General features: G+C 54.4%; 19 protein-coding genes. 17 read left to right on the top strand and 2 right to left on the bottom strand.

What is annotated here, in order from left to right; genetic code table 11:
* Positions 1-72: 72 nt before the first annotated feature.
* From Q4501_RS01550 to flhB, 12 genes are all read left to right on the top strand, one after another.
* Complete coding sequence (locus tag Q4501_RS01550; protein ID WP_303593572.1) at positions 73-378, top strand: STAS domain-containing protein; 306 nt, start codon at positions 73-75, stop codon at positions 376-378.
* Positions 379-402: 24 nt separating this feature from the next.
* Entirely contained in the window at positions 403-2,130 is a 1,728-nt protein-coding gene (locus Q4501_RS01545; RefSeq protein WP_303593571.1) for a SpoIIE family protein phosphatase, read from the top strand.
* A gap of 32 nt (positions 2,131-2,162) precedes the next feature.
* Positions 2,163-2,519 (top strand): Hpt domain-containing protein, encoded by a 357-nt coding sequence (locus Q4501_RS01540; protein ID WP_303593570.1) that lies wholly within the window; start codon positions 2,163-2,165, stop codon positions 2,517-2,519.
* Between the two features lie 142 nt (positions 2,520-2,661).
* Positions 2,662-3,807: a flagellar hook-length control protein FliK gene (locus tag Q4501_RS01535; RefSeq protein ID WP_303593569.1), complete on the top strand. Its 1,146-nt coding sequence runs from the start codon at positions 2,662-2,664 to the stop codon at positions 3,805-3,807.
* A gap of 174 nt (positions 3,808-3,981) precedes the next feature.
* Positions 3,982-4,491 (top strand): flagellar basal body-associated protein FliL, encoded by a 510-nt coding sequence (fliL, locus tag Q4501_RS01530; protein ID WP_303593567.1) that lies wholly within the window; start codon positions 3,982-3,984, stop codon positions 4,489-4,491.
* A gap of 65 nt (positions 4,492-4,556) precedes the next feature.
* A complete protein-coding gene (gene fliM, locus Q4501_RS01525; RefSeq protein WP_303593565.1) occupies positions 4,557-5,555 on the top strand; it encodes a flagellar motor switch protein FliM in 999 nt (332 codons plus the stop codon).
* Positions 5,548-6,048 carry a flagellar motor switch protein FliN gene (fliN, locus tag Q4501_RS01520; RefSeq protein WP_303593563.1) on the top strand — a complete coding sequence of 167 codons (501 nt, stop codon included), beginning with the start codon at positions 5,548-5,550 and terminating at the stop codon, positions 6,046-6,048. The genes fliM and fliN overlap by 8 nt, the downstream gene beginning before the upstream one ends.
* Before the next feature lie 43 nt (positions 6,049-6,091).
* Positions 6,092-6,493, top strand: coding sequence for a flagellar biosynthetic protein FliO (gene fliO / locus Q4501_RS01515; protein ID WP_303594345.1), 402 nt, complete (start codon positions 6,092-6,094; stop codon positions 6,491-6,493).
* Positions 6,494-6,501: 8 nt separating this feature from the next.
* On the top strand, positions 6,502-7,266 hold the full coding sequence (gene fliP / locus Q4501_RS01510) for a flagellar type III secretion system pore protein FliP (protein ID WP_303594343.1): 765 nt from the start codon (positions 6,502-6,504) through the stop codon (positions 7,264-7,266).
* Positions 7,267-7,293: 27 nt separating this feature from the next.
* Positions 7,294-7,563: a flagellar biosynthesis protein FliQ gene (gene fliQ / locus Q4501_RS01505; RefSeq protein WP_303593561.1), complete on the top strand. Its 270-nt coding sequence runs from the start codon at positions 7,294-7,296 to the stop codon at positions 7,561-7,563.
* A 3-nt stretch (positions 7,564-7,566) separates the two neighbouring features.
* The gene (fliR, locus tag Q4501_RS01500) at positions 7,567-8,352 is read left to right on the top strand and encodes a flagellar biosynthetic protein FliR (RefSeq protein WP_303593560.1); all 786 of its coding nucleotides are present in this window, start codon (positions 7,567-7,569) and stop codon (positions 8,350-8,352) included.
* Positions 8,353-8,355: 3 nt separating this feature from the next.
* Positions 8,356-9,492, top strand: a complete 1,137-nt coding sequence (flhB, locus tag Q4501_RS01495; protein WP_303593559.1) for a flagellar biosynthesis protein FlhB — start codon at positions 8,356-8,358, stop codon at positions 9,490-9,492.
* Between the two features lie 483 nt (positions 9,493-9,975).
* On the opposite strand, the gene Q4501_RS01490 is transcribed toward flhB, so the two are convergent.
* Together Q4501_RS01490 and upp are read right to left on the bottom strand one after the other, a co-directional pair.
* The gene (locus tag Q4501_RS01490) at positions 9,976-11,232 is read right to left on the bottom strand and encodes a uracil-xanthine permease family protein (RefSeq protein WP_303594341.1); all 1,257 of its coding nucleotides are present in this window, start codon (positions 11,230-11,232) and stop codon (positions 9,976-9,978) included.
* A 2-nt stretch (positions 11,233-11,234) separates the two neighbouring features.
* Positions 11,235-11,873, bottom strand: a complete 639-nt coding sequence (upp, locus tag Q4501_RS01485) for a uracil phosphoribosyltransferase (protein ID WP_303593557.1) — start codon at positions 11,871-11,873, stop codon at positions 11,235-11,237.
* A 232-nt stretch (positions 11,874-12,105) separates the two neighbouring features.
* Between upp and flhA the strand changes: the two genes are divergently transcribed.
* The 5 genes from flhA to cheY all read left to right on the top strand — a co-directional run bounded on the left by flhA (position 12,106) and on the right by cheY (position 17,867).
* Entirely contained in the window at positions 12,106-14,286 is a 2,181-nt protein-coding gene (gene flhA / locus Q4501_RS01480; RefSeq protein ID WP_303593556.1) for a flagellar biosynthesis protein FlhA, read from the top strand.
* Between the two features lie 60 nt (positions 14,287-14,346).
* Positions 14,347-15,666 carry a flagellar biosynthesis protein FlhF gene (gene flhF / locus Q4501_RS01475; protein ID WP_303593555.1) on the top strand — a complete coding sequence of 440 codons (1,320 nt, stop codon included), beginning with the start codon at positions 14,347-14,349 and terminating at the stop codon, positions 15,664-15,666.
* Positions 15,667-15,737: 71 nt separating this feature from the next.
* Positions 15,738-16,550, top strand: a complete 813-nt coding sequence (locus Q4501_RS01470; RefSeq protein ID WP_303593553.1) for a MinD/ParA family protein — start codon at positions 15,738-15,740, stop codon at positions 16,548-16,550.
* A 35-nt stretch (positions 16,551-16,585) separates the two neighbouring features.
* On the top strand, positions 16,586-17,323 hold the full coding sequence (locus tag Q4501_RS01465; protein WP_303593551.1) for an RNA polymerase sigma factor FliA: 738 nt from the start codon (positions 16,586-16,588) through the stop codon (positions 17,321-17,323).
* A gap of 160 nt (positions 17,324-17,483) precedes the next feature.
* Positions 17,484-17,867 carry a chemotaxis response regulator CheY gene (gene cheY, locus Q4501_RS01460; protein ID WP_303593550.1) on the top strand — a complete coding sequence of 128 codons (384 nt, stop codon included), beginning with the start codon at positions 17,484-17,486 and terminating at the stop codon, positions 17,865-17,867.
* The last annotated feature ends 8 nt before the right edge of the window (positions 17,868-17,875 follow it).

The raw sequence follows: 17,875 nt of genomic DNA, 5'->3' as shown, positions 1-17,875 counted from the left end.
CCTTGTAAGAACTTGGGCGGCTTCAAAGCGAGCCGCTGAATCTTGAAGTGAATACCACCGGAGGTTTTGCGGATGCCCATCCATACCCGCCGCAGTCACGACGGTCAGGCTCTGATTATCAGAATTGAAGGGCGCTTCGATTTCAGTACGCATCAAGCCTTTCGCGATGCTTACGAGCATGGCGGAACGGATGTCCGCAACTATGTTGTGGATTTGTCCGATGCAACCTATCTCGACAGCTCAGCCCTCGGCATGCTTCTGTTACTGAGGGACTATGCCGGGGGTGACAATGCCAGTATTGCTATTGAGAACTGCAATAACGATGTCCGCAAGATTCTGACCATTTCCAATTTCGAGCAACTTTTCACCATTCGGTGATTGCTCAGGCCGCCGGAACCTTTCATGGATGAGCCTGCTGTAGAAAGTGGCCCGCTGAAAATCCTCATAGCAGATGACAGCGACAGCGATCGGCTGATATTGAAAACACTGTTGCGACGCCTCGGCCATTTGGTGCTGGATGCAGCCAATGGTGAGGAGGCTGTTGCGCTTTTTCGCTCCGGCGCACCGGACCTCGTTCTTTTGGACGCGATGATGCCTGCAATGGATGGCTTGGAGGCAGCGCAGGAGATCAAACGACTTGCCGGTGAGCGCATGGTTCCGGTGATTTTTATTTCCTCGCTATCGGAAGCGGAAGATCTGGCCCGGTGTCTTGAGGCAGGTGGCGATGGCTTTCTCAGCAAACCCTATAACCGGGTAATGATAAAAGCCAAAATCAACGCGTTTAACCGGATGCGCCTGATGCATCAGGCCTTGTCGGATCAGAGAGACCTGATGCATGAACGCAATCGGCAACTGCTCGAGGAGCAGTATGTGGCGCGGCGAGTCTTTGATAACGTTGCCCACACTGGTTGTCTGGACGCACCCAATATTCGCTATCACGCGTCTCCTCTTTCGGTTTTCAGTGGTGACGTGCTCTTCGCTTCGCCTCGCCCTGCTGGTGGAATGCTTGTTTTTACTGGTGATTTCACAGGCCATGGCCTACCAGCGGCTATTGGCGCCATGCCCGTTGCAGAAACATTTTACGGTATGGCAAGCAAGGGGTTTGATGGCTCCGATATCCTGCAGGAGATCAATCAAAAGCTCGTACGCATTCTGCCGAAGGATATGTTCTGCTGCGGAACGATGCTTGAGGCGGACTTCACACTCAGCCAGCTGAAGGTCTGGAACGGTGGTCTGCCCGACGGATGGCTGGTGCGCGCCTCTGGGGAAGGGTTTAGCTTGCCATCACGCCACTTGCCGCTAGGGATACTTAACGCTGATGAGTTCAATGCTGATATGGAGATCATCAGGACCCTGCCTGGAGACCGTCTGATACTGATGACCGATGGTGTGCTTGAATGCAGCAGCGAGGAGGGTCAGCCTTTTGGAGAACAGGGGGTGCGGCGTGCAGTCGAGAGTGCTGCTTCTGGCCAGCACCCATTCGATGCTCTTATGAACGCAATACAAGGTTTTACCGGGCGCCAGAAATTCGGAGACGACCTCACGCTTTGCTGTCTGGAAATGGTTGATCAGGAGGGACTGTCGGCGCTGCCCGAGGGAACTGCGCCTTCTACGCTCGCCGGGCCTACTGAGTGGAAGTGTGTTTATGAAATCCGGGAGCGCACCTTGGGGGAGTTCAGCCCCCTGCCACTTCTGTTGCACATCTGTATGGAGGTACCCGGGCTTCGGAGAAAAAGTGGAGAAATTTATACCCTGCTCTCAGAACTGTACAATAACGCTCTGGAACATGGTGTACTTGAGCTACCTTCAGAGTGGAAATACACTCCGGAGGGATTTGGCCGCTATTATTCTGAGCGTACCGCACGTTTGAGCATGGTGAGTGGCCATTACATCCGGTTCAGTTTTCATCACGAGCCCAAGCAGTGGGGCGGTCGGTTGAGGGTTGTGTGTGAAGATAGCGGCCAGGGGTTTGACTTCGAGAATCACCCGGTTCTGCAAGCCACGGAGATGGCGCAGAGTGGGCCCCGATATGCGGGGCGCGGATTGGTTCTGCTGAAACGGCTGGCTGAATCCATCAGGTTTCATGAACAGGGGAGCCGGGTGGATATTATTTATGACTGGTACTTTTAATCGGCATTTATACAGGAACAAGGGAGTTGGTCATGGTTGATAAACCACACCTTGATAAAGAAGCTTTGGCAGAGCTTCGAGACGTAATGGAAGATGAATTCGAGATGCTGATCCAGACCTACCTTGTCGATTCGAAAGAGCGAATTGATAGCCTGAAGGGGGCTGCGATGGCTGGGGATTCAGACGCGTTCGCTAAAACCGCCCACAGTTTCAAGGGCAGCTGCATTAATATCGGGGCGCCGCGCCTTGGAGAACTTTGTCGGAATGCGGAAAAAATTGGGCAGAATGAGAATCTGGCCGAAGTACCGCCCGTTCTCGAAGCAATTGAATATGAATTTCAGCAGGTTACCGAGGCATTTGGTGCTCTGATGGAGCGCGGAACAGGATAGGAACTTGGGGCCTTGGTAATGGCGGGCCTGGCAGAGACGGTGGCTGGCATCGCTTTTGCAGCTATTTGGGAAACAGCCTGAAAATCAGCTCTGAAACGGACTGAACAGTGCGACTTCCGATCAAAAGCGGCAAGAGGTTGCCATGACACAGATGGTTCTTCCCCAGACTCCAGCGCCCGGGGCTCAGAAAGATGCCGGCGCACCGAAACCTGATTCTGCTCGAGATAGTGGCGCGGATGAAAGCCGGTATGAAGCCGTCTCCCGTGCGGAGCAGAAACGTCTCGACAAACGGCAAGCCGACGCCAGAAACTCCGAGCGCCAAGAAAACTCGCAATCAGCAACTCGGGCTGATTCCGCGAGCAAAACCGCTGAAGCGGGCAAGCCAGATAAGCCGGCTTTGGCAGGCAAGGACAAAGCGGCTGATAAGCCTGGGGCTGGCAAGAATGCAGAGCCAGCCACTGAAATGGAAGCCGTTACAACTCCGCTGACCTTTGCGGAATTGCAGGCTCTGTTATTGCCTGCGGCCAGCCAGGTTGGGGTCGCTGGCAGTGCCGGAGGTACTGCTACGAGCAGCCCGGCCACTGAGCTTTTTGCCGGGCTTACGGGCGGTAAGCCAGGCCAGACAGGTCAGCTAATGAATGTCGGTAATGGTGGGGCAGTGGCTGGACTGCAACTGACCGACGCGCTTATGCCGGGTTCTGGAGAAAGTGCCAGAGTCGCTGATACCTCCAGCCTCTTCACCGGCACTCGATTGGAAGCTGCCATGGAGCTGGTTTCTCAACAAAGCACCCATAGTTCCGCCGGCAAGCTTGCAGCTGAAGCCCAGGTGCCTCTGAGGAGCTATGCTACATCGGTTGATGTTCCTGTAAACCATGCAGAGTGGGGCGACAAGCTGATGGGGAAGCTTAGCTGGCTGACAGCCAAAAATCTGTCGGTAGCCGAGATTCACCTCACTCCGCCTGACATGGGGCCTATGGAGGTGCGGGTTCGTGTTCAAAATGAGCAGGCTAACATTACCGTTCATGCGGCTAACCCGGTGGTGCGGGATCAACTTGAATTGCACTCGCAACGCCTGCGAGACATGTTGGGCGAACAAGGTCTTTCACTGGCTCAGTTCGACGTCTCTGATAATTCACAAAACCAGCGTGGAGAGCAGGGTTCAGGTGACGGAGAAAGCGCATCGTCGGGTTCAGGCGCAGAGTTCGCATCTGCAGGCGGAAGCGACATGGATAATCAGAGCGGCAGTCTTGACCTGAGCTGGAATGGCGCGGTTGACATTTTTGCCTGAATGGCCGAACCATCCTGCTGAGCGTTCCTCGCCAATCTGCTTTGCCCATCCCTTCATGCAACGCTAAACTGCGGTTCTTAGCGGGAGGAGTGGGCCTTCTGGCCCGCCCTTTGCAGTCAATCTCTAAAAGTCATGGAAAAGCATTTTCACTGACGGATTTCTGGCGAAAACACTATGGCAGAAAATAGCGCACCTGAGGCTGCACCGGCCAAGAAAGGTAAACTGAAACTGATCATCCTCATTACGGTGGGGTTGATACTGGCCATTGCCCTGTCGGTTGCGGGCACCCTGTGGTTTCTTGGTGGCGGATTGCCTGGAATGGGTGATGACACTGAAACTGAGGAAGAGGTGGCGGGTGAAACCTTCTCTCCAACTGTCTATCTGGAGATTGAGAAAGCCCTGGTAACAACAGTACAAGGTGAGGGCCGTCAGCGTTATGCGCAGGCCTATGTGGCTTTGGGAGCAACTGATCCACAAGCGCTTACCGCAGCCAAGCTACATTTACCTTTGATTCGAAGCCAGTTGGTTATGGTGCTTGGTAGCAGTGGCTTTACCGAACTGCAGACGCCCGAGGGTCGGCAAGGCCTGGCGGAAACTATGCTTACAACGGTGAACCAGGTGCTGGAGCAGGAAGGCGAGCCCGGCGTCAACCAGGTTTTGTTCAGGAACTTTGTAGTTCAATAAAGAATACGACAACGGGTGTAACAGCCCCCTGATTTGGGCAAGGCTTTTCAGCGGCAGGACAAAGTATGCAGGATTTACTGTCACAGGACGAAATCGATGCGCTCCTCCACGGCGTGGATGACGGTGACATTGATACGTATGAAGAAGCTGACGAAACCGGTGTAAAAAACTACGATCTGGCTAGCCAGGATCGCATCGTCCGCGGCCGGATGCCGACACTGGAGATGATCAACGAGCGTTTTGCGCGTTACACTCGCATCAGTCTGTTCAATCTTCTACGCCGCAATGCGGATGTCTCCACCGGTGGCGTCCAGATCATGAAATTCGGCGAGTACATTCACACTCTCTATGTGCCTACCAGTCTGAATCTGTGCAAGGTTCGCCCCTTGCGCGGCACATCCCTGTTTGTTCTGGACGCCAAGCTGGTGTTCAAGCTGGTGGACAACTTTTTCGGGGGTGAAGGGCGGCATGCCAAAATCGAGGGTCGGGAGTTTACGCCCACAGAAAACCGAATTGTTCAGATGGTGCTTAACCAGGTTTTCAAGGACATGCAGGAGGCTTGGCAAGCAGTCGTCAACGTCGATTTTGACTACCTGAGCTCCGAAGTAAACCCCGCGATGGCAAACATTGTCAGCCCCAGCGAAGTGGTGGTTGTCAGCACCTTTCACATTGAACTGGATGGCGGCGGTGGTGAGTTGCATTTTGCCTTGCCCTACTCAATGATCGAGCCAATCCGGGATGTTCTTGATTCTGGTGTACAGAGTGACGTAGATGATGTGGACGAGCGCTGGGTCAATGCGTTGCAGGAGGATATCAGAGAGGTAGATGTTCCAGTTAACACGACCGTTTGCCGCCGCAGGATTTCCTTGAGAGAGATCGCCAAGCTTAAAACCGGCGATATTATTCCCGTAGAGGTGCCTGAGTATCTGACCGTAACTGCCAATGGTATTCCCGTGTACAAGGCAACCATGGGAACACGGGACGGAAAACTGGCGCTTAGAATTCATGAGCGGGCGACGCGGCCCAAGTTAAAAAAACAACCGAAGGTAGGACGCAATGGCTGACGACAAAAAAGACGGTCAGGAGCTGAGCGAGGACGAAAAGCTGGCAGCCGAATGGGAGGCTGCCATGGAAGAGACTGGTGAGGAAGGGGCAGAAGAGTCCCGGGATGACGAGTGGGCCGAGGCTATGGAAGAGGCCGGGGAGAGCGGCGCCGGCGCTAAAAGCAATGTGCGAACAGCCCCGATGGAAGAGTTTGATGAGGTTTCAGCGTCGACTCAGGCTAGCGGGCCGCCACCGGACCTTGACGTCATTCTCGACATTCCTGTCAGTATTTCCATGGAGGTGGGGAATACCCAGATCCCCATTCGTAACCTTCTGCAGTTGAACCAGGGGTCGGTTATCGAGTTGGACCGGTTGGCCGGTGAGCCATTGGATGTTCTGGTCAACGGCACGCTTATTGCCCATGGCGAAGTTGTTATGGTTAATGAAAAGTTCGGTATTCGTCTGACCGATGTCATCAGCCCCGGCGAACGCATCAAACGGCTGCAGAAATAGAATGGTGATGAAAACCGCGGGTCTATTCTTGCTGCTTACAGCCATGCCGGTGCTTGCCGAAGAAACTTCCAGGGCAGTGGAGGGGAGCCCTGGGCGGGCACCTGACACACTTGGTACTCTGTTCAGCCTCGGTGCCGGCCTGGTTGCAGTGATCGCCGTGATATACGGGTGTGCCTGGATTATCCGTCGCATGAACGGGATGACGGGTATGAACAATAATGCGATTAAAGTTGTGTCTGTAATGGCGATCGGCGCTCGCGAACGGATCGCTCTGATTGAGGTGGGCGGGCAGCAGATTCTTTTGGGCATTACTCCATCGGCTATCCGCACGCTGCAGGTATTTGAAGAGCCAATCGTGGATGCGAGTAACCCGAATTCCGGAGATTTTGCCCGCCGCCTGCAAGGCATGATCGGTAAATCCTGGACAGCCCCGAACAAGGAATGAACAGGCCCATGATGGTGGCAACGCTTAGACAACTCATCCCGCTGTCTGTTCTGCTCGGCGGCCTGTTCTGGGCGCCGCTGGCACTTGCAGACCTGCCAGGCATCCCGGCGTTTACCGTACAGCCAGGTGAAGGTGAGGGTGTTGAGGAATACTCGGTAACTCTGCAGATTCTGGCGCTGATGACCGCGCTGACGTTTTTGCCGGCTATGCTGATGATGATGACATCCTTCACCCGCATCATCGTGGTGTTTGCGATTCTGCGCCAGGCGCTCGGCCTGCAGGCAACTCCCTCAAACCAGATACTGCTCGGCCTGGCCCTGTTTCTCAGTATTTTTATTATGAAACCGGTCCTCGAGGAGGCCAATCAGGTCGGGTTACAGCCTTATCTTCAGGAAGAAGTTACATCGCTGGAGGCGGTTGAGCTCGCCAGCCAGCCCTTCAAGAAGTTTATGCTGGAACAGACCCGGGAAGATGACCTGGCGTTGTTCATGCGTATCGCTGACGTTCAGTACGATACCGCACAGGATGTTTCCTTCTGGATTCTTATGCCTGCGTTCGTGACCAGCGAACTCAAAACTGCGTTCCAGATAGGGTTCATTCTGTTCATTCCGTTTCTGATAATTGACATGGTGGTCGCCAGCGTCCTGATGGCAATGGGTATGATGATGTTGTCACCCATCATTATCTCGCTACCATTCAAGATAATGCTGTTTGTTCTGGTGGATGGTTGGGCCCTGATTATGGGCACTCTGGCCGCCAGTTATGGAATATAGTCCGGTTATGGGAAAGGGGAGCAAGTCATGACTCCGGAAACCGTTATCGATATTCTGCGGGAAGCCTTGTGGATGATTGTGCTCCTGGCTTCTGTCATTATCGGGCCGGGGCTGGTTATTGGTTTGGTGGTAAGCACGTTTCAAGCTGCCACTCAGATCAACGAACAAACGCTCAGTTTCCTGCCACGGCTGCTGGTCACGCTCATTGTTATTATCGTGATGGGGCCATGGATGCTCACCAAACTACTGGATCATGCACACCGGCTTATATCCAGCATTCCCTTCCTGATTGGCTGACCTATGATCCCTGCCGAACTCAGTGCAGACGTGCTCGGCCAGTGGGTCGGGCAGCACCTCTGGCCATTGTTTCGTCTGGCCAGTTTTTTGATGGTTATCCCAATTTTCGGTACCCAGCTTGTGCCCGCCCGGGTGCGCCTCGGGCTGGCCTTGCTAATGACCATCCTGATTGTCCCCATGATCCCGGAAGTGCCGCAGGTTGAAGCCCTGAGTGCCGATGCGGTAATCATTACTTTGCAGCAGATCCTGATTGGTGTCGGGATGGGCTTTGCGTTGACAGCCCTTTGGCAGCTGTTTGTCGTTGCTGGTCAGATGATCGCGATGCAAATGGGTCTCGGCTTTGCGTCCATGGTTGATCCGGCCAACGGTGTTAACGTACCTGTGCTGTCCCAGATCTACACCATCACTGTGACATTGCTGTTTCTTGCCATGAACGGCCACCTGGTCGCGTTTGAAGTGTTCATTGAAAGTTTCCGATCCTTGCCCATCGGAATGGAAGGCCTGGGCCAATCCGGAGTATGGGAACTCGCGCATCGCATTAGCTGGATGTTTGCGTCTGCCATGTTGTTGGCATTGCCGGCCGTGACCGCCGTGCTCATTGTGAGCATTTCCTTTGGCGTAATGACCCGGGCTGCGCCCCAGATGAACATCTTCGCACTGGGCTTCCCGATTGGCCTGATTTTTGGATTGTTTGCTATATGGGTGCTGCACGCCAATTTTCTGCCGCACTTCGAACAATACACACGGCAGACCTTTGAGTTCATGAGGGGCCTTCAAGGACAACCCTGAAGCATGGCAGAAGAGAACGACAACAGTCAGGAAAAAACCGAAGAGGCTACCCCCCGAAGGCTTGAAAAAGCGAAGGAGGATGGCCAGACCGCCCGATCAAAAGAGCTGGCCACCATGGCCGTACTGATCACTGGCGCCGGTGGACTCTTGGTGTTCGGAACCCATCTGGGTGCTTCTCTGGAAGCTATCATGCGCGACAGCTTTACGCTGGAACGTTCTGCGATCTTCGACACCCGGCATATGAGTATTCAGCTGATGGCGTCTGCGAAAGAAGCTGCCTGGGCTCTTTCACCCATTCTTGCACTGCTTCTTGTTGCCGCTATCGCCGGCTCGATCGGTATTGGGGGCCTACTGTTCAGCGGCAAAGCCATAGCGCCCAAACTTAACCGCATGGATCCCATTAAAGGGCTGGGGCGGATGTTCTCCATGCGCTCCCTGATTGAGCTGGTCAAAGCCATTGCCAAAGTTAGCCTGGTTATGGCGTTGGCAATTCTCATACTGAACCTCCGCACCGAAGACCTGCTCGCCATCGCCGAAGAGCCTGCCGTCCCTGCTATGGAACACGTGCTCTGGACACTGGGCTGGAGCTTCTTTTTGCTCTCTTGCGCCACCATCATCATCGCGGTGATCGACGTGCCGTTCCAGATTTTTGATCATCAGAAAAAACTGCGAATGACCAAGCAGGAAGTCAAAGACGAGTACAAAGACACGGAGGGCAAACCGGAGGTTAAAGGCAAGATCCGCCAACTCCAGCGCGAAATGGCTCAGCGCCGAATGATGCAGGATGTACCCACTGCTGATGTTGTTATCACCAACCCGACTCACTACGCCGTCGCGCTCAAGTATGATTCCAACTCCATGGCTGCCCCTGTGGTTGTTGCCAAGGGCAATGATGAAACGGCGTTCAAAATCATGGAAATCGCCCGTGAGCATAAAGTCGAGATCCTCCGCACACCGCCTCTTACCCGAGCTGTTTACCACAACAGCGATATAGGCGATGAAATTCCCGACGGGCTGTACATGGCCATTGCCCAGGTGCTGGCCTACGTGTTCCAGCTCCGGCAGTTCCGCAAAGGGCGTGGGCCCAAGCCTGGGATGCCTGATTTACCGATTCCTTCTGACCTGCGTCGGGATATTTAGTTTGGTCCCTAGCTTTCTGGTTTTGGGGGAGGAGTGATGGTGGGTGGCCTTTTCAGGACACGCTACGAGCCCATCCATGGGCGCTTGACGGTGGCCGTCCTTGGCCACCGACAGTCCTGAAAAGGCCACCCACCACCACTCGGTAGACCTCACGATGTCGCTAAAGCTTAAGCGCATAATTATTGAGTGGTTGTAGTTTTGTTGGATATCTGAGGCTGAATCCACTGCTTTCAACACAGGGATTTTGTAGTCGCGGTATCTCGAAAGTTGAACAGCAGGTGTGCAGAACCCCTTTCCAAAAATGTTGGAGGCCATGGACGGCCGGAAACAAGCGCACATGGATGTGCTCGTAGCGGTTTTTGGAAAGGGGTTCTGCGCGCCTGCAACTATCGAATTTTCAGGCTACAAGCAGAGGGTAAGAGTTGAGAGGGGAACATCGCCACCAGTGCCCGAAGACACCAGTGGCTGGCATTAACGTTTTAGTCAGTCTTCTTTGTGCTCGTAAATAGCCTTGCCCCATGCCTCGCGGCTGCCCGGAAGTATCAGGTTCAGAATGATGGCCGCTACCGCACACAGGGCGATACCTTCAAGGTGGCCCAGAACCATGCCGCCGATGCCGAACACCAGGGTTACACCCACGATAACCAGGTTCCGCGCCTGGGATAGGTCAACCTGATGGCGGATCAGAGTGCTCATGCCTACAACGGCAATGGAGCCAAACAGCAGGCACAGGATGCCACCCATAACCGGAACAGGGATTGTCTGCAGGACCGCGCCGAACTTGCCTACAAAGGCCAGAACGATCGCTGTACAGGCCGCCCACCACATAACCTTCGGGTTGAAGTTACGAGTCAGCATCACCGCACCAGTTACTTCTGAGTAGGTTGTGTTTGGTGGCCCGCCCAGCAAAGCGGCAGTGCTGGTAGCCAGGCCGTCGCCCAGCAGAGTGCGGTGCAGGCCCGGTTTTTCCAGGTAGTTTTTGCGGGTAACGTTACCAATCGCCAGGATATCGCCAATGTGCTCAATGGCTGGCGCAATAGCCACCGGGATCATGAACAGGATGGCGCCCCAGCTGAATGCTGGCGCTACAAAGTTGGGAACCGCAAGCCAGGCTGCCTCCTGGACGGGGGTGGTATCCACAATGCCTGCGAATGCAGACAGGATATACCCAACTATTACACCAAACATGATCGGAATCAGGCGGAAGATACCCTTGGACCAGACTGATGCAATGATGGTCACCGCCAACGAGATCATTGCGATCCACAGTGCCGTTTCCTGCGGAATCAGTTGTACCGCACCATCGCCGGTGCGGCCAGAGGCCATGTGGACGGCCACGGGTGCCAGCCCAAGGCCGATCACCATGATGACGGGCCCGATAACCACTGGAGGCAGAAGGCGGGTTACGAACCCGGTACCACGCAGGCGTATCGCACCGCTGAGCAGGACATAGAGAATACCCGCTGCCATCAGACCGCCCAGAGTTTCTTCAAGGCCGAATTTGCCTTTGGAGGCGATAACCGGCGCGATAAACGCAAAAGATGAGGCCAGGAAAATCGGAATCTGACCACCGGTCACAATGTGAAATATCAGCGTGCCTACGCCGGCAGTAAACAGGGCGACATTGGGATCAAGGCCGGTAATCAGCGGCATCAGCACCAATGCGCCGAAAGCTACCAGCAGCATCTGGGAACCGGCAATCGCCTGCTTCCAGATGGGGTCTTTGGTGTGATCTTCCATCATCAGACGTCCTTCTGCTTGGTGCCGAAGATCTTGTCGCCGGCGTCACCAAGCCCGGGGAGGATATAACCTTTCTCATTCAAGCATTCGTCCACAGATGCTGTGTAGATAGACACATCGGGATGCTTATCCAGAACATTCTTTATACCTTCGGGCGCAGCTACCAGTACGAGAGCGCGGATCTCAGTACTTCCGGCCTTTTTGAGCACGTCGATGGTGGAGATCATTGAGCCTCCGGTCGCAACCATAGGATCAACAATCAATGCCATTCTCTGGTCCAGTTCACCTACCAGTTTTTCCAGGTAGGTATTGGCTTCGAGAGTTTCCTCATCGCGGATCTGACCAACCACGCTCACCCGGGCAACAGGGATCAGGCTCAGCACACCATCGAGCATACCAAGTCCGGCCCTCAAGATCGGGACGATCGTAATTTTTTTACCGTGGATCTGCTCCACGTTAACCGGGCCGGCCCAACCTTCGATGGTCTTTTCCTGCAGGTTGAAGTCTTTGGTAGCTTCGTATGTGAGCAGCGAACCAACTTCCTGCGCCAGTTCACGGAAGTTCTTGGTACTGATGTCTGCACGGCGCATCAGGCCGAGTTTGTGTCTGATCAGGGGGTGTTTTACCTCGTGGATCGGCATGGGCTCACCTGTTTTGGGTCTGATGGTATTGGATTGAAGGTGCAATTTCGCGATTGAGTGGCGCAAGGATACCGCATCTTAGAATGTGAGTCAGGCAGGTAAAGGCAGCTTGCGATTGAAAATCGTCTCACGGTGGTATGGATCTTGCGGTAACACTGTGAAAGATACTCCGGCGTCAGAATTTCGACCCTGAAAACGCCCTCAGAAACAGTGAATCGGAGAAGCTTCCGGCATGGACAGAGCTTTAGTCCTTAATAACGTCAAATCCCTGACGCGGGGAAACCTCGGCGTACCCGTTATGCTGATGGGCTTGCTGGGCATGATGATTCTGCCCATGCCCGCGTTTTTGCTGGACGTATTCTTCACATTCAACATCACGCTCTCGATCGTCATTCTTTTGGTCTGTGTATACGCGCTGAGGCCGATGGAGTTTGCGTCCTTCCCGACCGTATTGTTGGTAGCCACTCTACTGCGACTGGCGTTGAATGTGGCGTCCACCCGGATTGTGTTGCTGGAAGGCCATGAGGGCGGGGATGCCGCGGGTAAGGTCATCGAATCCTTTGGTGCCGTGCTGATCGGCGGCAACTACGCGGTTGGTCTCGTGGTATTTGCCATTCTGATGATCATCAACTTCCTTGTTGTTACCAAGGGCGCCGGCCGGGTTTCGGAAGTCAGTGCACGCTTCACACTGGATGCAATGCCGGGCAAGCAGATGGCGATCGATGCAGATCTGAATGCTGGCCTTGTGAATCAGGAAGAAGCTAAACACCGTCGCGCAGAGATAGCGCAAGAAGCTGACTTTTATGGCTCGATGGACGGTGCGTCCAAGTTCGTAAAAGGCGACGCGGTCGCTGGTTTGTTGATTCTGGCCATCAACATTATCGGCGGTGTTGCCATAGGCATGGTTCAGCATGGCCTGGGTTTCGGGCTCGCTATGGAGCGCTATGCGCTGTTAACCATCGGCGATGGCCTGGTTGCCCAGATTCCTTCACTGCTGCTTTCAACCTCTGCAGCCATCATGGTCACCCGGGTTACTTCCAGCCAGGACATGGGTGGGCAGATTATCCAGCAGATGTTCAACGCACCCAAGGCTCTGGCGATAGCGGCGGGTATTCTCCTGCTTCTGGGTCTGATTCCAGGTATGCCCCATGTTGCTTTTTTGGGGCTGGGAGGCCTCGCCGCTGCGGGAGCCTGGTTTATCTGGAAGAAAGATCAGCAGACTGTAGAGGAGGGTGGCGCTTTCCCGGGTCGGGGTGGTGCTGCTGTTTTGCCCGGCTCAGGTGGTCGGGATGTGCCACTGGCAGGTGACGCTGGCGGCGACGCGGGCCGTCAGTTGCCTGCGCCGGGAGAAACCCGGGAGCTGGGTTGGGATGATGTGGCAACGGTGGATATTGTCGGGCTGGAAGTCGGTTATCGCTTGATTCCGTTGGTCGATAAGTCCCAGGGTGGTCAACTATTGAGCCGCATCAAGGGTGTCCGTAAAAAGTTGTCCCAGGACATGGGCTTTTTGATGCCTTCGGTGCACATTCGCGACAACCTGGATCTCATGCCCAACGTGTACCGGATCACGCTGATGGGGGTAACGATCGCAGAGGCGGAAATACACCCTGATCGCGAACTGGCAATCGATCCTGGTCAGGTATTCGGAAAGATAGAGGGTATAGAAGGCAAAGACCCTGCTTTTGGTCTTGATGCGAGCTGGATCGAACCTGAAAAGAAAGACCAGGCACAGACACTGGGTTATACCGTGGTTGATGCCAGCACCGTTGTTGCAACGCACCTTAACCAGGTTCTGCAAAAGCATGCCCATGAACTGCTAGGGCATGAGGAAGTTCAGAAATGGCTGGATCAGCTGGAAAAAGTCTCACCGAAACTGGCGGAAGAGTTGGTACCGACGACTGTGTCCATCAGCCTTTTGCTGAAGGTGCTCCAGAACCTGCTTAAAGAAGAAGTCCCCATCCGTGATATGCGCTCTATTGCAGAAGCCATGGTGAACCTGCATCCGAAGAGCCAGGACCCCAGGTTGTTGACTACAGTGGCGCGTCAGGCACTGCGTCGAATGATCGTTCAGAGTATCTGTGGCAATGATCAGGAGATACCGGTGATCACCCTGGATCCGGACCTGGAACAGTTATTGCTAAAGTCTGTTCAGCAGAGTCAACAATCCGGCGGACAGGAAGATATCGGGATGGTTCTGGAACCCAATATGGTGGAAAAGTTGCAGCGTTCTTTGCAAGACAGTGTGCAGCGCCAGGAAATGCTGGGTAAGCCCGCCATCCTGCTGGTATCCGGGCCGTTGAGGCCGGTGTTGGCCAAGTTTGCCAGTTACGGTGTGGAGCGGTTGCATGTGCTTTCATACCAGGAAATACCGGATAACAAACAGATTACGATCGTGGCGTCCGTAGGCCAGTAAGCGTGCGGATGAAAGAACGGATAACGTCAATGCAGCGTTACCGGTGGAGGATGCAATAACATGAAAGTTAAACGATTTTTTGCCAAGAGCATGGCCGAAGCGCTGAAGCAGATCAGTGAGCAATTGGGGCCGGATGCTGTCATCCTTTCCAACCGTCGAGTAGATGGCGGCGTTGAAATCGTCGCTGCGCTGGATTACGACGAAAATATGGCGCGCCAGAGTCTTGGCGAAAAAGCCAGTGAGGCCACCAACGGCGCCCGACTTGGTGAAATGCAGGCAGAGCAGCACCGCCGTCTGGAAGATGAGCTGAGCCGGTCCCGCTCACGTATCCGTGATGTTCGTGAAAGCCGGACAGCGCGAACCCAGGGCTATGCCGAAGCGTCATTCGCGGAACTCCACGAAGCCGCGAGTGAGGGTTTTGACGAGCCTGCCGCTGCAAACGTCGCCAGTAATGCAGGTTATTCTGACGAGCTGGCCAGCATGCGTGCAGAAATCAGCTCTTTGCGTGATCTCATGAGCAGCCAGCGCGGTGAGCCGGAAAAGCCCGGCTCCAACGCGATCCAGCAACGACTTGCAGAGCGTTTGCAGGAATTTGGTCTGAGTCAGGATCTGGCAGGCTCGCTGTCACGTCGGCACAAAAGCGGAAAACTCGAGGACGGCTGGAAGCAGACCCTGAAAATGCTTGTTACCGGGGTGCGTACAGCCCGGCAGGAGTGGCTTGATGAGGGCGGCGTATACGCGCTGGTCGGCCCTACCGGCTCTGGTAAGACAACCACCATTGGCAAGCTGGCGGCTCGTTATGTTTTGAAGCATGGCGCCGATTCTCTGGCGCTGGTCACGACAGACCGCTATCGGGTTGCGGCACATGAGCAGCTTTTCGTGTTCGGCCGAATTCTTAATGTGCCGGTTCGAGTGGTGGACGAAAGCCACACTCTGGACGATATTCTTGATGAGTTGTCAGATCGCCATCTGGTGTTGATCGATACGGCAGGGCTGACCAGTTCTGAGAAAGGCTATCAGGAGCAACTTGCAGAGCTGGCCCGCAGTCACCATAACGTGCGTACGCACCTGGTGGTTTCAGCAACCAGCCAGCCGCGTATTATGAAATCCGTATGGCATTGCTATAAGATGGCAGGTCTCACGGGCTGCGTGATGACAAAGATCGACGAGGCGCTGACTCTGGGCGAATCTCTGGGCTTTGTGATGGAAACCGGATTGCCGGTAGCCTATTACACAGATGGACAAAAGATTCCTGGAGATCTGCACCACGCCGAAGCGGTTCCGCTGGTACGTTTGGCTGTCGAGCGACTTAAAGCGCTCCAGCAACAGGCTACTGCAGAACAGTTGTCGGGTGAAGAACGCCCCCGCGAAATGGCATGAGGTTCTGAAGGTCTGATTTGTTTCAGCTATGAGTCATATCCGGCTAAACGTTGCGAGAGATAATAACAGTTATGAGCAAAGCACATCCGGTACAGGTGATCGCAGTTTCCGGCGGCAAGGGTGGAGTCGGCAAAAGTAATGTGTCGGTCAATCTCGGCATTGCTCTGGCGCAGAAGGGTAGGCGTGTGGTTTTGCTTGATGCCGATCTCGGCCTGGGTAACATCGATGTGCTGCTCGGCATTACTGCCAACCGCACCTTAAAAGATGTGCTGGCAGGAGAGTGTGACCTCAGGGACGTATTGGTCAATGGCCCTGGCGGTATCAAAATTGTACCGGCGTCCTCCGGCACCCAGCGCATGACCCAGCTCAGCTCGATGGAGCACGCCGGCCTGATTAACGCCTTCAGTGAGTTAGGTGATCAGATCGATGTGCTTATTGTGGACACCGCGGCTGGAATTTCAGAGTCGGTGGTGAGTTTTCTCAGGGCCTCCCAGGAATTGCTTCTGGTGGTGTGTGATGAGCCTACATCGATTACCGATGCGTACGCCCTGATTAAACTGATGAATCGCGACTACGACACCAACCGTTTTCGCATCCTTGCCAATCAGGTGGGTAGCGAGCAGGAGGGTCGTCATCTGTTCGAAAAACTGACCCGGGTTACTGAACGCTTTCTGGATGTAGCATTACAATATGTTGGTATGGTGCCTTACGACGAAGCCGTAAAGAAAGCCGTTCAGCGTCAGAAAGCTGTGCTGGATGCCTATCCCCGGGCTAAAGCCTCGCTCGCGATCAAGGCATTGGCCGACAAAGTCGAAAGCTGGCCGTTGCCGTCATCTCCCCGCGGACATCTGGAGTTTTTTGTGGAGCGGCTCGTCGAAGTCTGAAACGGATCCCGTCAAACAATACCGGATACACGACATTGACGAAAAATCTGGGAATCTATCACCAGGCTGGCGTAAAAAGTTCTTCAGAACTGATTGAGACGCACGCCCCCCTGGTCAAGAAAATTGCTCTTCACCTTCTGGCCCGGCTGCCAGCCTCTGTGCAGCTGGATGACCTTATGCAGGCTGGCATGATTGGATTGCTGGAAGCTGCCCAACGCTACAGTTCAACCAAAGGCGCAACCTTCGAGACCTATGCCGGTATCCGCATCCGGGGTGCCATGGTGGATGAAATCCGTAAAGGCGACTGGGTGCCGCGCTCTGTTCACAGGAATAGCCGCCGGGTGGCCAAGGCGATCAAGGCTGTTGAAAACAGGCTGGGGCGTGAAGCCCAGGACGCCGAAGTTGCCGAAGAGCTCGGTATGGAGCTTTCTGAGTACCACGCCACTCTGGCTGATTCGAACAGCGGCAGACTTTTTAGCCTTGATGAGCTCAATGAATCCGGAGAGCTGCCGATAGAAGAAACAGAGACCAGTGATAATCCCCTGGACGGACTGGCTTCTGATTCTTTTCGGAGCAATTTGGCGGCTGCTATTGAGCAGCTGCCCGAGCGGGAAAAACTGGTTCTGAGCCTGTATTACCAGGAAGAACTGAACCTCAAGGAAATTGGCGCAGTGCTGGGCGTTAGCGAAAGCAGGGTCAGCCAGATTCACAGCCAGGCCGCACTGCGGTTGCGCGGCAGGCTGTCGGAATGGCGTCATGAGGATGGCGAATAGGCCCGGCTCAGGTTTCCGGATCGTACTGGAGTGTAGTATTTGGTAACCGATGCTTTACAACCGTCATAAAGATCAGACAATAAGTGCTTAAATTAGCGGCCTGCCAAAATTTGAGCACAAAGGTCACACCATTTCCGGGTGTTATTAACTGGAGGTCCCTTTGGACAAAAACATGAAAATTCTCATTGTGGATGATTTCTCCACAATGCGACGGATTATCAAGAACCTGCTCCGTGATCTGGGCTTCACAAACACGGATGAAGCGGATGATGGCAACACGGCTCTGCCCATGTTGAAAAGCGGCAAGTACGATTTCCTGGTGACAGACTGGAACATGCCTGGAATGTCGGGCTTCGATCTGCTCAAGGCCGTGCGGGCCGACGACAATCTGAAATCTCTCCCGGTTTTGATGGTTACTGCCGAGGCCAAGCGCGATCAGATCGTCGCGGCCGCCCAGGCGGGTGTTAATGGGTATGTGGTCAAGCCTTTTACCGCCGCCGTTCTCAAGGAAAAGATTGAGAAAATTTTTGAACGAATCCAGTAAGCAGAGAT

The sequence above is a fragment of the Marinobacter sp. 2_MG-2023 genome, assembly GCF_030546935.1.
GTDB lineage: Bacteria > Pseudomonadota > Gammaproteobacteria > Pseudomonadales > Oleiphilaceae > Marinobacter.
Note: the sequence above shows the minus strand (reverse complement) of the source record. Positions and strands in the feature narration are given on the sequence as shown.

Excerpts from the sequence above, each read along its gene's own strand:
- Q4501_RS01490 (WP_303594341.1), bottom strand. The coding sequence starts at position 11,232 with ATGGAAGATCACACCAAAGACCCCATCTGGAAGCAGGCGATTGCCGGT.
- fliN (WP_303593563.1), top strand. The coding sequence starts at position 5,548 with ATGGCTGACGACAAAAAAGACGGTCAGGAGCTGAGCGAGGACGAAAAG.
- fliQ (WP_303593561.1), top strand. The coding sequence starts at position 7,294 with ATGACTCCGGAAACCGTTATCGATATTCTGCGGGAAGCCTTGTGGATG.
- flhA (WP_303593556.1), top strand. The coding sequence starts at position 12,106 with ATGGACAGAGCTTTAGTCCTTAATAACGTCAAATCCCTGACGCGGGGA.
- fliO (WP_303594345.1), top strand. The coding sequence starts at position 6,092 with ATGCCGGTGCTTGCCGAAGAAACTTCCAGGGCAGTGGAGGGGAGCCCT.
- Q4501_RS01550 (WP_303593572.1), top strand. The coding sequence starts at position 73 with ATGCCCATCCATACCCGCCGCAGTCACGACGGTCAGGCTCTGATTATC.
- Q4501_RS01545 (WP_303593571.1), top strand. The coding sequence starts at position 403 with ATGGATGAGCCTGCTGTAGAAAGTGGCCCGCTGAAAATCCTCATAGCA.
- flhB (WP_303593559.1), top strand. The coding sequence starts at position 8,356 with ATGGCAGAAGAGAACGACAACAGTCAGGAAAAAACCGAAGAGGCTACC.
- Q4501_RS01535 (WP_303593569.1), top strand. The coding sequence starts at position 2,662 with ATGACACAGATGGTTCTTCCCCAGACTCCAGCGCCCGGGGCTCAGAAA.
- Q4501_RS01540 (WP_303593570.1), top strand. The coding sequence starts at position 2,163 with ATGGTTGATAAACCACACCTTGATAAAGAAGCTTTGGCAGAGCTTCGA.
- fliL (WP_303593567.1), top strand. The coding sequence starts at position 3,982 with ATGGCAGAAAATAGCGCACCTGAGGCTGCACCGGCCAAGAAAGGTAAA.
- upp (WP_303593557.1), bottom strand. The coding sequence starts at position 11,873 with ATGCCGATCCACGAGGTAAAACACCCCCTGATCAGACACAAACTCGGC.
- fliM (WP_303593565.1), top strand. The coding sequence starts at position 4,557 with ATGCAGGATTTACTGTCACAGGACGAAATCGATGCGCTCCTCCACGGC.
- fliR (WP_303593560.1), top strand. The coding sequence starts at position 7,567 with ATGATCCCTGCCGAACTCAGTGCAGACGTGCTCGGCCAGTGGGTCGGG.
- fliP (WP_303594343.1), top strand. The coding sequence starts at position 6,502 with ATGATGGTGGCAACGCTTAGACAACTCATCCCGCTGTCTGTTCTGCTC.
- flhF (WP_303593555.1), top strand. The coding sequence starts at position 14,347 with ATGAAAGTTAAACGATTTTTTGCCAAGAGCATGGCCGAAGCGCTGAAG.
- Q4501_RS01470 (WP_303593553.1), top strand. The coding sequence starts at position 15,738 with ATGAGCAAAGCACATCCGGTACAGGTGATCGCAGTTTCCGGCGGCAAG.